This is a genomic window from Nocardioides sp., from assembly GCF_030019515.1.
GTDB lineage: Bacteria > Actinomycetota > Actinomycetes > Propionibacteriales > Nocardioidaceae > Nocardioides.
Genome location: NZ_JASEEQ010000001.1, coordinates 287,335 through 300,237, shown reverse-complemented (window position 1 = coordinate 300,237; position 12,903 = coordinate 287,335). Strand labels below are relative to the sequence as shown.

The 12,903-nt window shown below is 72.9% G+C and carries 13 protein-coding genes and 1 pseudogene; 7 read left to right on the top strand and 7 right to left on the bottom strand.

Annotated elements, in window-relative coordinates:
- The first annotated feature begins 8 nt into the window (after positions 1-8).
- From hsaD to QMC84_RS01470, 3 genes are read left to right on the top strand one after another with little or no spacing between them, the layout of a single operon-like run.
- Positions 9-935, top strand: coding sequence for a 4,5:9,10-diseco-3-hydroxy-5,9,17-trioxoandrosta-1(10),2-diene-4-oate hydrolase (hsaD, locus tag QMC84_RS01480; RefSeq protein ID WP_300371038.1), 927 nt, complete (start codon positions 9-11; stop codon positions 933-935).
- Entirely contained in the window at positions 932-1,834 is a 903-nt protein-coding gene (gene hsaC / locus QMC84_RS01475) for an iron-dependent extradiol dioxygenase HsaC (RefSeq protein ID WP_300371036.1), read from the top strand. The genes hsaD and hsaC overlap by 4 nt, the downstream gene beginning before the upstream one ends.
- Positions 1,835-1,876: 42 nt before the next feature.
- Positions 1,877-2,527 carry a flavin reductase family protein gene (locus QMC84_RS01470; RefSeq protein WP_300371034.1) on the top strand — a complete coding sequence of 217 codons (651 nt, stop codon included), beginning with the start codon at positions 1,877-1,879 and terminating at the stop codon, positions 2,525-2,527.
- Positions 2,528-2,639: 112 nt separating this feature from the next.
- Here QMC84_RS01470 and QMC84_RS01465 read toward each other — a convergent pair whose 3' ends face one another.
- From QMC84_RS01465 to QMC84_RS01450, 4 genes are read right to left on the bottom strand one after another with little or no spacing between them, the layout of a single operon-like run.
- On the bottom strand, positions 2,640-3,611 hold the full coding sequence (locus tag QMC84_RS01465; protein ID WP_300371032.1) for an acyl-CoA dehydrogenase family protein: 972 nt from the start codon (positions 3,609-3,611) through the stop codon (positions 2,640-2,642).
- The gene (locus tag QMC84_RS01460) at positions 3,611-4,510 is read right to left on the bottom strand and encodes an acyl-CoA dehydrogenase family protein (RefSeq protein ID WP_300371030.1); all 900 of its coding nucleotides are present in this window, start codon (positions 4,508-4,510) and stop codon (positions 3,611-3,613) included. The genes QMC84_RS01465 and QMC84_RS01460 overlap by 1 nt, the downstream gene beginning before the upstream one ends.
- Positions 4,507-5,679, bottom strand: coding sequence for an acyl-CoA dehydrogenase family protein (locus tag QMC84_RS01455; RefSeq protein WP_300371028.1), 1,173 nt, complete (start codon positions 5,677-5,679; stop codon positions 4,507-4,509). The genes QMC84_RS01460 and QMC84_RS01455 overlap by 4 nt, the downstream gene beginning before the upstream one ends.
- Positions 5,679-7,166 (bottom strand): FadD3 family acyl-CoA ligase, encoded by a 1,488-nt coding sequence (locus QMC84_RS01450; RefSeq protein ID WP_300371026.1) that lies wholly within the window; start codon positions 7,164-7,166, stop codon positions 5,679-5,681. The genes QMC84_RS01455 and QMC84_RS01450 overlap by 1 nt, the downstream gene beginning before the upstream one ends.
- Before the next feature lie 47 nt (positions 7,167-7,213).
- Between QMC84_RS01450 and QMC84_RS01445 the strand changes: the two genes are divergently transcribed.
- The 4 genes from QMC84_RS01445 to QMC84_RS01430 are packed head-to-tail and all read left to right on the top strand — an operon-like array spanning position 7,214 to position 10,955.
- Positions 7,214-8,395, top strand: coding sequence for an acyl-CoA dehydrogenase family protein (locus QMC84_RS01445; protein ID WP_300371024.1), 1,182 nt, complete (start codon positions 7,214-7,216; stop codon positions 8,393-8,395).
- Positions 8,392-9,174: an SDR family oxidoreductase gene (locus QMC84_RS01440; protein WP_300371022.1), complete on the top strand. Its 783-nt coding sequence runs from the start codon at positions 8,392-8,394 to the stop codon at positions 9,172-9,174. The genes QMC84_RS01445 and QMC84_RS01440 overlap by 4 nt, the downstream gene beginning before the upstream one ends.
- Positions 9,175-9,178: 4 nt before the next feature.
- A complete protein-coding gene (locus QMC84_RS01435) occupies positions 9,179-9,799 on the top strand; it encodes a TetR/AcrR family transcriptional regulator (RefSeq protein WP_300371019.1) in 621 nt (206 codons plus the stop codon).
- Positions 9,792-10,955, top strand: coding sequence for an acetyl-CoA C-acetyltransferase (locus QMC84_RS01430; RefSeq protein WP_300371016.1), 1,164 nt, complete (start codon positions 9,792-9,794; stop codon positions 10,953-10,955). Before QMC84_RS01435 ends, QMC84_RS01430 begins: the two co-directional genes overlap by 8 nt.
- A gap of 102 nt (positions 10,956-11,057) precedes the next feature.
- On the opposite strand, the pseudogene nhaA reads toward QMC84_RS01430, so the two are convergent.
- From nhaA to QMC84_RS01415, 3 genes and pseudogenes are all read right to left on the bottom strand, one after another.
- Positions 11,058-12,200 (bottom strand): annotated as a pseudogene (gene nhaA / locus QMC84_RS01425) (Na+/H+ antiporter NhaA); the annotation flags it as partial.
- 23 nt (positions 12,201-12,223) lie between these two features.
- Entirely contained in the window at positions 12,224-12,679 is a 456-nt protein-coding gene (locus QMC84_RS01420) for a hypothetical protein (protein ID WP_300371013.1), read from the bottom strand.
- The gene (locus QMC84_RS01415) at positions 12,676-12,843 is read right to left on the bottom strand and encodes a hypothetical protein (protein ID WP_300371010.1); all 168 of its coding nucleotides are present in this window, start codon (positions 12,841-12,843) and stop codon (positions 12,676-12,678) included. The genes QMC84_RS01420 and QMC84_RS01415 overlap by 4 nt, the downstream gene beginning before the upstream one ends.
- Between the last annotated feature and the right edge of the window lie 60 nt (positions 12,844-12,903).

Sequence of the window (12,903 nt, the reverse complement as noted above, 5' to 3'; positions counted from 1 at the left end):
CCGAGCCGGTGAGCATCACCAAGGAGAGCGTCCGAAGGTCCGCGAAGGCGCGGGACATCACGCTCAGCTACTACGAGGCGGGCGTCGCGGCGAGCTCGACGACCGGGGAGCCGGTGGGCGGCGGCCTGCCGCTGATCATGCTGCACGGCGGTGGGCCGGGAGCGTCGGCGTGGTCGAACTTCGGCAGCGCGCTGCCGAGGTTCGCCGCGTCGTTCCGGACCCTGCTGGTCGACCAGCCGGGCTTCGGCGCCTCCGACAAGCCGCCGGTGGTGGGCAACTACTACCGTCACTCCGCCGACCACGTCGTCGCGCTGCTCGACGAGCTCGGCATCGATCGGGTGCACCTGCTCGGCAACAGCCTCGGCGGCGGTACGGCGATGCGGCTCGCGCTCGACCACCCCGACCGGGTCGGGCGGCTGGTCCTGATGGGTCCCGGCGGGCTCTCGCTCAACCTGTTCCACGCCGACCCGACCGAGGGCGTGCAGCGGCTGATGGACTTCGGCGCCGACCCGACGCGGGAGAAGCTGCGGGCGTTCATCTCGACGATGGTCGTCGACCAGCGGCTGGTGACCGACGAGCTGGTCGAGGAGCGGTTCGCCGACGCGACCGCACCGGGCGCGCAGGACGCGATGCGCTCGATGGGGATGTCGTTCTGGAACCCCGAGACCGCCGAGGACGGCATGCTCTGGCGCGAGGCGCACCGGCTGCGCAAGCACACGCTGCTGACCTGGGGCCGCGAGGACCGGGTCAACCCGCTCGACGGCGCGCTCGCCGCCCTCAAGCTGATCCCGAAGGCCCAGCTGCATGTCTTCTCGAACTGCGGGCACTGGGCGCAGGTCGAGGCCGCCGACGAGTTCGCCGAGGTCTCGATCGCGTTCCTGGCCCGGCACGTCGAGTCTCGTCGGGCGCGATCACCGGAGCAGGGGGAGTCGTGACCATCGACATCAAGTCCATGGGCTACGTCCGCGTGGCCAGCACGGACCTGTCCCAGTGGGAGACCTTCGCGGGCAAGGTGCTCGGGCTCGCCGCCGGTCGGGGGCCGAACCCCGGCCACCAGTACTGGCGCATCGACGAGGTCTCCGCGCGGCTCGTGGTGTTCCCGGCCGACGTCGACCAGCTCGCCTGCGTGGGCTGGGAGGTGGCCGACCACCGCGCCCTGCAGGAGGCCCGCGAGCACCTGCAGAAGGCCGGCGTCGACTTCGACGAGGGGACCCGGGAGGAGCTCGACGAGCGCCGGGTCCAGGAGCTGGTCCGGTTCCGCGACCCGTGGGACAACGTCTTCGAGCTGTTCCACGGCATCAGCTACGAGTCGCGGCCCGTGGTGACGCCGTACGCCGCCCGGTTCGTCACCGGAGACCAGGGGATGGGCCACATCGTGCTGCCCGTGCTCGACGACGTCGAGGCGCTGCGGTTCTACACCGACGTGCTCGGGTTCCGGCTGCGCGACTCGATGAGCATGCCGGGAGAGTTCGTCGGCAAGGAGCCCGGGTCCAAGGTGTGGCTGCGGTTCCTCGGCGTGAACCCGCGCCACCACTCGCTGGCCTTCCTGCCGATGCCCAACCCGGCCAAGTGCGTGCACATCATGCTCGAGGTCGACGAGCTCGACCACGTCGGTCGTGCGCTCGAGCGGGTGCGCAAGCACCAGGCGCCGCTCTCGGCCACCCTCGGCCGCCACATGAACGACGAGATGATCTCCTTCTACGTCAGGTCGCCCGGCGGCTTCGACGTCGAGTTCGGCACCGACGGGCTCACGGTGGACGACGGGCGCTGGGTGGCCCGGGAGTCCACCGCGGTGTCCTACTGGGGTCACGACTTCGGCGCCGGGGCCGGGTGAGCGATGCTCAGCGATTTCGGGCGCAGTGAGAAACTCGACCACATGACCTCCGAGCCGAGCCGCGAGATCCCGGACGGCATGAGCCCGGACGCGCGTGAGACCTGGCCGAGTCCGGAGCTGATCAGCTCGTGGCTGGGCGACCAGGACATCGACTTCGAGTTCCGCCCCGGCGAGGACCTCGCCGTCCGCGACGACCCCGAGACGGTCGCCGCCGCCCGCCTGTTCCGCGACGTGCTCGGCCGGTTCGCCTCGGGCGTCACGGTCGTCACCGCCACCAGCAGCGACGAGCCGGTCGGGCTGACCTGCCAGTCGTTCTCGAGCGTGTCCCTGGACCCGCCACTGGTGCTGTTCATCCCGGCGAAGACCTCACGGGCCTGGCCGCTCATCCAGCGCTCGGGCAAGTTCTGCGTGAACTTCCTCGCCGCCGACCAGGCCGAGCTCTCCAACACGATGGCCAGCCGCGGCGTCGACAAGTTCGCGGACGTCAAGTGGACGCCGTCGCCGGGCACCGGATCGCCGATGCTCGAGGGCGCCCTGGCCCACCTCGACTGCACGATCCACACGGTGCACGAGGCCGGTGACCACTACGTCGTCATCGGCCGGGTCGTCGACCTGATCACCGAGGACGACGCCGCCGAGACCGGCCCGCTGCTGTTCTACCGCGGCGAGTACCGCACCACCGACCGCCGCTGAACCCCGGCCATTTCGCGTCGAGTGACGTCAACTGGCTCTCCGCAGGTGGATCTCGCAGCCGATCCACGTCACTCGACGGTGAGCGAGCGAGCCTCCTCGCCGTCGGATGCCCTCAGAGGGCCACGGCCGCGCGGTGTGTGTGCGGGGCGCCGAACAGCTGACCCAGCGCGTGGGCGCGCTTGAACACCAGGTGGGCGTCGTGCTCCCAGGTGATCGCGATCCCGCCGTGCAGCTGGACGGTCTCGCCCGCGATGTGGGCGAACGCCTCGCTGCAGTAGGCCTTGGCGACGTGCGCGAGCTGGCCGGCGTCGTCGGTGCCGAGCGCGACGGCGTACGACGCGGCCCAGGACGCCGACCGGGCCATCTCGAGTCGCACGTGCAGGTCGGCCATCCGGTGCTTGAGCGCCTGGAACGAGCCGATCGGCCGGCCGAACTGGACCCGCTCCTTGGAGTAGGCCACGGTCATCTCCAGGGCGCGGGCCGCGCCGCCGACGGCGAGTGCGGCGGTGGCGACCGCGCCGACCAGGCCGGCCCGGTCGCGGGCGGCCCGACCCTCACCGATCCGGGTCGCCGCGGTGAGGTCGGAGCGGACGGTCGCGAGCCGGATCGTCTGGTCCATGGACGGCGTCCAGGCCCGGTCGGCGGTCTCGGGGGCGACCTCGAACAGGCCGTCGTCGGTGGCCACCACGAGCACCGTCGCGTGGTCGCCGTCGAGCACGTCGGAGGCGTCCGCGCCGTCGGCGAGGGCCCCGACCTCCCCGGCCGCGAGGCGCGGCAGCAGCCGCTGCCTGGCGTCCTCGCCGGCGCCGGCGAGCAGCGCCTCCGAGGTGACCAGCGAGGCCAGCAGGGGCGAGGGTGCCAGCGAGCGGCCGATCTCCTCGAGGGCGACCAGGGACTCGAACAGCGTGAATCCGGCACCGCCGTACTCCTCCGGGATGCCGAGCGCCGCCACGCCGATCTGCTCGCAGAGGGTCTGCCACAGGGCCTCGTCGAAGGATGCGACGCGGGGGTCGGCCCGCCTGGCGAGCAGCCCGCGCACGGTGGCGGCCAGCTCCTGCTGCTCCTCGGACAGTGCGAACTCCATCAGCCCACCAGCCCCTCGAGCACCCGGGCGCGGTGGAAGGCGGGGGTGCCCCACGCGGTCACGAGCGCCCGGACCTTGGTCAGCCAGAGGCTCAGGTCGAGCTCCTGGGTGTAGCCGACCGCGCCGTGCACCTGCAGCCCGGTGCGCGAGGAGAGGTACGCCGCGTCCGCGCACGCGACCTTGGCGGCGGAGGCCGGCACCTCGCCGAGCGCCGCGCCCAGGACCAGCGGTCGCGCGAAGTCGAGGGCGATCCGGACGTCGGCGAGGGCGTGCTTGATCGCCTGGTAGGAGCCGATCGGGCGGCCGAACTGCGTGCGCTGCCCGGCGTAGGCCACCGTGTCGTGCAGGATCCGCTCGCCCGCCCCGAGCAGCTCGGCGGCGGTCGCGAGCACGGCGAGGTCGAACGCGGGCACCGGCGGTCGAGGTGCGAGCGGCGCGAGCCTCGAGACCCCGGTGACGTGGAAGAGTCGGCGCGTCCGGTCGACCGAGCCGACCATCTCCCCGACCTCGGCCTCGTCGATCGAGTCGTCGGACCCGACGTACACCCGGTCGGCGACGTCGGCGTCGAGCGCGTAGGGCACGACCGGTGGCAGCGCCACGGTCGCGATGCCGGCCACCTCGTGGCCGAGGGCGACCGGGAGGTACGCCGCCGACTCGACCCACGGGCCGGGCACGGCGTGCCGGCCCAGCGCCTCGAACGCGATGACGACCTCGACCGCGCTCGCCTCGGCCGCCAGCTGGGTGACGCCCAGCTCGGCCAGCCGGGCCCAGAGCTTCAGGCCGGGGGCGTGGTCGCCGTCCGCCCAGGCGCGGGCCGCACCGACGGTGTCCGCGTTGGCGAGCAGGCTCTCCAGGGCGCCGGCGAAGTCCCTCTGGTCGTCGTCGAGCTCGAACCTCACGTCCGCACCTCCCTCGGCAGGCCGAGGATCCGCTCGGCGACGATGTTGCGCTGGATCTCGTTGGTCCCGGCGTAGATCGGCCCCGAGAGCGAGAACGTGTAGCCGTCCAGCCAGGCCGACTCCACCTCGGCCTCCGGCCCGAGCAGGTCGAGCGCGGTCTCGTGCAGCGCGACGTCCAGCTCGGACCAGAACACCTTGTTGGCCGACCCGGCGGCGCCCAGGTCGCCGCCCTGCGCGACCCGGGTCACCGTGCCCCAGGTGTAGAGCCGGTAGGCCTGGGCCCTGATCCAGGCGTCGACGACGCCGTCGGCGGCGGACGGTGCTTGAGCTGCGAGCGGAGCGAGCCTCGAGGCCTCCGTCCGCTCCCGGTACAGGTCGACCAGCCGGTCGGCGGCGGCGCAGAACCGGCCGGGGGAGCGCAGCGACAGGCCGCGCTCGTTGCCGGCCGTCGACATCGCGACCCGCCAGCCGTCGCCGGGCGCGCCGAGCACGTCGGCGTCCGGCACGAAGACGTCCTCGAGGAACACCTCGGCGAAGCCCGCCTCGCCGTCGAGCTGCGCGATCGGGCGGACCGTGATGCCGTCGGCGTCGAGCGGGAAGAGGAAGTAGGTGAGCCCCGAGTGCCGCTGCGCCTGCGGGTCGGAGCGGAACAGCCCGAAGCCCCAGTGGGCGAAGGACGCCCGCGACGACCAGGTCTTCTGGCCGTTGAGGACCCACCCGCCGCGCTCGTCGTCACGCGTGGCCGTCGAGCGCAGCGCGGCGAGGTCGGAGCCGGCCTCGGGCTCGGACCAGCACTGCGCCCAGATCTGCTCGCCGGTCGCCATCGACGGCAGGAACCGGTCCTGCTGCTCCTGGGTGCCGTGGTCGAAGAGGATCGGGGAGAGCAGGAAGATGCCGTTCTGGGAGACCCGGCCGGGCGCGCCGGCGCGGTAGTACTCCTCCTCGAAGACCACCCACTCGACCAGCGACGCCTCGCGGCCGTGGTACGCCGCGGGCCAGCTCACGACCGACCACCTCGCGTCGGCGAGCCGCTGCTCCCACTCCTGGTGGGCGCGGAAGCCCTCGGCGGTGTCCATCGAGGGCAGCGGCTCGGCCGGCACGTTCGCGGCCAGCCAGGCGCGCGCCTCGTCGCGGAACGCGAGCTCGGACGCGGACAGGGTCAGATCCATCAACAGCCCCTCAGCTCGTTCTTCAGCACCTTGCCGGACAGGTTGCGCGGCAGCGCGTCGATGACCTCGACGTAGCGCGGGACCTTGAAGTTCGCGAGCCGCTCCTTGGCGAACGAGATCACGTCGTCCCTCGACGGCGGGGCCGGCGTGGCCGAGGAGAGGACGACGTACGCCTTGCCGACCTCGCCCAGCCGCTCGTCGGCGACCCCGACGACCGCCACGTCGGCCACTCCGTCCATCCGCGCGAGCGCCTGCTCCACCTCGGCGGGGTACACGTTGAACCCGCCGGAGATGTACATGTCCTTGAGGCGGTCGGTGATCGAGAGGTTGCCGTGCTCGTCGAGGGTGCCGACGTCGCCGGTGTGCAGCCAGCCGTCCGCGTCGATCGCCTCCGCGGTCGCCGCGGGGTCGTCGAGGTAGCCGAGCATCACGTAGGCGCCGCGCACGAGCAGCTCGCCCCGCTCGCCGATCCTCGTCTCCATCCCGGGGATCGCGCGCCCGCACGTGGTCGCCACGGTCTCGGCGGGGTCGCCGTCGCGGCACATGGTGACCACGACCGCCTCGGTCATGCCGAACGCGGTGACCACGCGGTCGATGCCGAGGTCCTCGCGCATCCGCTCGATGAGCACGACGGGTACGACGGCGGCGCCGGTCACCGCGAGCCGCAGCGAGGACAGGTCCCGCTCGGCGCGGCCCGGGGCGGCCAGCAGCGACTGGTAGACGGTCGGGGCGCCCGGCAGCACCGTGATCCGCTCGGACTCGATCAGCCGCATCGTCTCGTCCAGGTCGAACGTCGCGAGCGGGTAGAGCGTCGCCCCCGTGAGGAGGCCGGTGACGATGCCGACCTTGTAGCCGAAGGAGTGGAAGAACGGGTTGACCACCAGGTAGCGGTCGTCGGCGCCCACCCCGCCGAGCGAGCCCCAGGCCTCGGCCACGCCGACGGTCTGCCGGTGGGCCGACATCGCGCCCTTGGGCCGGCCGGTGGTGCCCGAGGTGAACAGGATGTCCGCGACGTCGTCGGGGGAGACCGCCGCGGCCACGTCGTCGATCCCACCGGGCTCGGCCTCGACCGCGACGAGCCGGGCGATGTCGATGACCTCGCGCACGCTCGGCAGCGCGCTGGCCGCGCGCAGGTCGGCGATCTGGGTGCGGCCGAGGAAGCCGTCGGCGACCACGACCAGCACCGCGCCGGTCCGGTCGGCGAGGTCGGCGACCTCGTGGCCGGTGTAGCGGGAGTTCGCGGGCACCAGCGTGCCGCCGGCGTACGACACGGCGAGCGCCGCGACCACCCAGTCGACGCTGTTCGGCGCCCACACGACGACCCGGCCGCCGGGGGCGAGGCCGCGGGCGCGGTAGCCCGCCGCCGTACGACGCACCCGCTCCAGCAGGCCCGCGAAGCTGGTCGCGACCCCGCCCTCGACGTACGCCGCGTGGTCGCCGAAGCGCTCCACCGCGGCGCGGAGCGCGCCCGGGATCGTGTCCGCCATGTCACCTCCGTCAGCCAACCAAGCAATTGCTTGGTAGGGTACCACTCGTGGACCTGACCTACTCCGACGCGGACCAGGCCTTCCGCGCCGAGGTGCGAGCCTGGCTCGAGGAGCACCTGACCGGCAGGTGGGCCGCGCTCAAGGGGCTCGGCGGCGCCGGCCGCGACCACGAGGCGCACGAGGAGCGGGTCGCCTGGAACCGGCTGCTGGCCGAGCACGGCTGGACCTGCCTGGGCTGGCCCGAGGAGCACGGCGGCCGCGGGCTGAGCCTGGTCCAGCAGGTGATCTTCCACGAGGAGTACGCCCGGGCCGACGCGCCCGGCCGGGTCAACCACCTCGGGGAGGAGCTGCTCGGCCCGACCCTGATCGCGTTCGGCACCCCCGAGCAGCAGGCACGGTTCCTGCCGCGGATCGTCGCGGTCGAGGAGCTCTGGGCGCAGGGCTACTCCGAGCCGGACGCCGGCTCCGACCTCGCCAACGTGCAGACCAAGGCACGACTCGTCGGCGACGAGTGGGTGATCGACGGGCAGAAGGTGTGGACGTCGAACGCCCACCTCAGCCAGTGGGCGTTCGTCGTCTGCCGCACCGTGCCGGGGTCCACACGCCACCACGGGCTGTCGTTCCTGCTGGTGCCACTGGAGCAGGACGGCGTGGAGATCCGGCCGATCGAGCAGCTGACCGGCGGCTCGGAGTTCAACGAGGTGTTCTTCACCGGTGCCCGGACCGCCGCCGACCTGGTCGTGGGGGAGCCCGGGGGTGGCTGGCAGGTCGCGATGGCGCTCCTCGGGTTCGAGCGCGGGGTGTCGGTCCTCGGCCAGGTGGTCGGCTTCGCCCGCGAGCTGGACGGCGTCGTCGGGCTGGCCCGGGAGACCGGCGCGATCGACGACCCGGTGCTCCGCGACCGGCTGGCCGCGCTGAAGGTCGAGCTCGAGGTGATGCGGTTCCAGGCGCTGCGCGGGCTCGCCTCGGACGACCCCGGCGGCGCCTCGGTCTTCAAGCTGGTGTGGGCGGGCTGGCACCGGCGCCTGGGCGAGGTCGCGATGGACGTCGCCGGCGCAGCAGGCCTCACCTCGCTCCCGGGCTCCCCGGAGTCACCGTACGAGCTGGACCGCTGGCAGCGGCTCTTCCTGTTCTCGCGCGCCGACACGATCTACGGCGGCAGCGACGAGGTCCAGCGCAACATCCTCGCCGAGCGGGTGCTCGGCCTACCGAAGGAGGCTCGCGGATGACCGCTCCCGCCTACGTCCCCGGCCACGACCTGCTCGCCGGGAAGGTGGTCGTCGTGACCGCCGCCGCCGGCGCGGGCATCGGCGCCGCCGTCGTACGCCGCGCGCTCGAGGAGGGCGCGAAGGCGGTGGTGTTCAGCGACACCCACGAGCGCCGGCTCGCCGAGGCGGAGGAGGCGCTGGCGGGGGAGTTCGGCCGCGACCGGGTCCGCCAGCTGGTCTGCGACGTCACCGACGAGGCGCAGGTGCAGGCGCTGCTGGACGCGGCCGAGGAGCTCGGCGGCGTCGAGGTGATGGTCAACAACGCCGGCCTGGGTGGCACGGCGAGCGTGCTGGAGATGACCGACGAGCAGTGGTCGCGGGTCCTCGACATCACGCTGACCGGGACCTTCCGGTGCGTGCGAGCCGCCGGGCAACGGATGACGGCGTCCGGTCGTGCCGGGGTGATCGTCAACAACGCCTCGGTGATCGGCTGGCGTGCCCAGGAGGGCCAGGCGCACTACGCCGCCGCCAAGGCGGGGGTGATGGCGCTGACCCGGTGCGCGGCGCTCGACCTGGCTCCGCACGGCATCCGGGTCAACGCCGTGGCGCCGAGCCTGGCGATGCACCCGTTCCTGGCGAAGGTCACCTCCGACGAGCTGCTCGCCGAGCTCACGGGCCGCGAGGCGTTCGGCCGGGCCGCGGAGCCGTGGGAGGTCGCCAACGTGATGGTGTTCCTGGCGAGCGACTACTCGTCGTACCTGACCGGCGAGGTCGTCTCCGTGAGCAGTCAGCGAGGCTAGGGACATGTCCGCCCAGAAGTCCGCGCAGAAGACGCCCGAGTCCGAGGCTCCGCACACCCGCCGTGCCGAGCTGCTGCAGATCGCCGCCGGTCTGTTCGCCGAGAAGGGCTTCAAGAACACCACGGTGCGCGACATCGCCGACGCCGCCGGCATCCTCTCGGGCAGCCTGTACCACCACTTCGACTCCAAGGAGTCGATGGTCGACGAGATCCTGCGGACCTTCCAGGAGGAGCTCTTTGGGCAGTACGACGACATCCTCGGCGGCGACCTCGACCCGCGGGCCAAGCTCGAGCAGGCCGTACTCGTCTCCTTCGAGGCGATCGACAAGCACCGCGACGAGGTGGCGATCTTCCAGAACGAGGCGGCCTACCTGCTCACGTTCGACCGGTTCGCCTACCTCGCCGACCGCAACCGGCAGTCCCAGGAGGTCTGGCTGACCCTGCTGCGCACCGGCGTCGACGCCGGGGTGCTGCGCGACGACCTCGACCTCGAGCTGACCTACCGCTTCATCCGCGACACCGTCTGGGTCGCCGTGTCCTGGTACCGGCCCGGCGGCCGGCGCACGCACACCGAGATCGCGCGGCAGTACCTGTCCATCCTGCTCGAAGGGATCGCCCATGCCTGAGGCCTACATCGTCGACGCGGTCCGCACCCCGGTCGGCAAGCGCGGGGGAGCGCTGGCCGGCGTCCACTCCGCCGACCTCGGCGCGCACTCGATCGCCGCCCTGATGCGGCGTACCGGCGTGGACCCGGGCGCCGTGGACGACGTGATCCTCGGCTGCTGCGACACGATCGGCTCGCAGGCCGGAGACGTGGCCCGCACGGCGTGGCTGGTGGCTGGGCTGCCCGACCACGTGCCGGGCGTGACCATCGACCGCCAGTGCGGCTCCGCCCAGCAGGCGGTGCACTTCGCCGCTCAGGGCGTGCTCTCCGGCACCCAGGACCTCGTGGTCGCCGGAGGCGTGCAGAACATGAGCGCGATCCCGATCTCGTCCGCGATGGTCGTCGGCCAGCAGTACGGCTTCTCGACACCGTTCGCCGAGTCTCCGGGCTGGCGGTCGAGGTACGGCGACCAGGAGGTCAGCCAGTTCCGCTCCGCGGAGCTGATCGCGGAGAAGTGGGGCGTCTCGCGCGTCGACATGGAGGAGCTGGCACTCACCTCGCACGAGCGCGCCAAGGCCGCGATCGCCGAGGGCCGGTTCAAGGACGAGATCGAGCCGGTCACGCTGCCGGACGGGACGGTGGTCGACACCGACCAGTGCCCGCGCGAGACCTCACTGGAGAAGATGGCGGCGCTCGACCCGCTCGTGCCGGGCGGTCGGATCACCGCGGCGGTGGCCTCCCAGATCAGCGACGCCTCCGCGGCGATGCTGATCGCCTCCGAGCAGGCGGTGCGCGACCACGGCCTTACGCCCCGGGCCCGGATCCACCACCTCTCGGTGCGTGGGGACGACCCGGTCTGGATGCTCACCGGGCCGATCCGTGCCACCCGCCACGCGCTGGAGCGCACCGGGCTCGTGATCGAGGACATCGATCTGTTCGAGTGCAACGAGGCGTTCGCGTCGGTCGTGCTGGCCTGGATGAAGGAGACCGGCGCGCCCCACGAGCGGGTCAACGTGAACGGTGGCGCGATCGCCCTCGGGCACCCGATCGGCGCGACCGGCGCCCGGCTGATGACGACCCTGCTCAACGAGCTGGAGCGCACCGGCGGCCGCTACGGGCTGCAGACCATGTGCGAGGGTGGCGGCCAGGCGAACGTCACCATCATCGAGCGACTCTGACGGGACCGCCGAACGGGCCCGCCGCGTTGCCGCGGCGCGGAACACGGCCCACCCGGCCGCGGTCGCGATCACGGCCGCGAGCAGGATGCCGACGACGGCGCGGTCGTGGCTGGCCCGGTCGGGGAAGGCGAGACCGGCGACCAGCAGCGACACGGTGAACCCGATGCCCGAGAGCGCCGCGCCACCCGCGACGTGACCGAGGTCGACGCCGGACGGGAGACCGCCGACCCGACTGCGCACCCCGGCCCAGGTGAAGAGCAGGATGCCGACGAGCTTCCCGACGACCAGCGCGATGGTCACGGCCCAGGTGAGCCGGGACGTGAGCGCGTCGGCCAGCACCCCGCCGCGCAGGTCCACCCCGGCGTTGGCGAGCACGAACAGGGGGACGACCACGAGGTTGCCCCAGGGGTGCAGGCGCCGCTGCATGCGCTCGTTGACGGACACCGCGCGCACCAGCTCCCGGTGCGCGGACCGGCCGACGTCGACGCCCGGCGACTCGTGGAAGGCGCGGAACCGATCCGCCGCGCGCTTGACGGCCGTCGGTCGCGGGCGGTGCGCGGCGACCAGGAGACCGCCGAGCATCCCGGCGATGGAGGCGTGCAGGCCGGCCTGCAGGGTCGCGAGCCACAGCCCCAGGACGCTCAGGAAGTACGGCGCGACCGTCCACACGCCGTACCGGCTCAGCAGCCCGACCACGGTGGCGAGGGCCGCGACGAGCAGCAGGCCGACCGCGTCGACGGAGTCGCTGTAGAAGACGCCGATGACGCCGACGGCGACGATGTCGTCGATGACGGTGAGCGTGAGGAGGAAGACGCGCAGCTTCGTCGCCAGCCGCGGCCCTACGACGGCCAGTGCGCCCAGCATGACCGCGGTGTCGGTGCCGATCACGACACCCCAGGCGCTCTGCGTCTCGGCGGGTGCGAGCAGGACGTACAGGGCGGCGGGGACCACCAGTCCGCCGACGGCGGCGACCAGGGGGATGGCGGCCCGGCGGGGCGTGGTCAGCGCGCCGATGGAGAACTCCCGGCGGACCTCGAGGCCGATCATGAAGAAGAACAGCGCCATCAGCCCGTCGTTCACCCACTGGCCGAGGGGCATCGACAGCCGCCAGTCGGCGACCGAGAGCGAGGCCGGTGTCGACCACAGGGACTGGTAGGCGCCCGACCACGGTGAGTTGGCCCAGGCGAGCGCGACGAGGACCGCGGCCAACAGCAGCCCGGCACTGCCTGTCTCCGACCTCAGCACGCGCCGGGCCCGACCACCGGCCCTCACGGGCGACCACGCGGCGGGAGCAGGGATCCGGTTCGTCCCGCGTCGTCCCGGTCCAGGTCGTCGGTGGGAGGCGGCGGGACGTACCCCGGCGCCGCGTGGGCGAGGCCGCGCACGATCGAGTCGACCCTCGACGACTCGCCCGGGGACCCGAGCCACCGCTCGAGCGCCGCGAGGAAGCCCGGCGAGGTGACGAGGACGACGAACCCGACCACGACCAGGCCGGCACCGAGGGCAGGCAGGTGGCCGACGATGGCGGCCGGGACGGTGCCGGCGGCCAGCGCCGTCGCAGCGGTCCGCCGCGGCGGACCGCCGGCCGACCAGGCGGCTCCCGCGCCCGCGCCGAGCAGCAGCGCCGTACCCGCCAGGCCCGGGTGGTGGTCGAGGCCGAGCGTGACGCCCCGGGCGACGAGGACGCCGACGGCGACGGTCCAGGCGATCCGGTAGGCCTTCATCGCCGGGCCTCGTCGCGCTCGGCCTCCTCCTCGAGGAGCACGGGGACCGGCGTGGCCTCGTCCCGGCCCAGCATGCCGGCGGCCGCGAGGGTGCCGACCGCGAGAATCAGGATGATCATCACCGCGATCGCGATGAGCCAGGTCACTGCGCCGAGCTCGTACATGGTGGGCACTCTCCTTCTTGGTCGGCACCTGCACAGGTGCGAAGTATTTGACACGTCAAC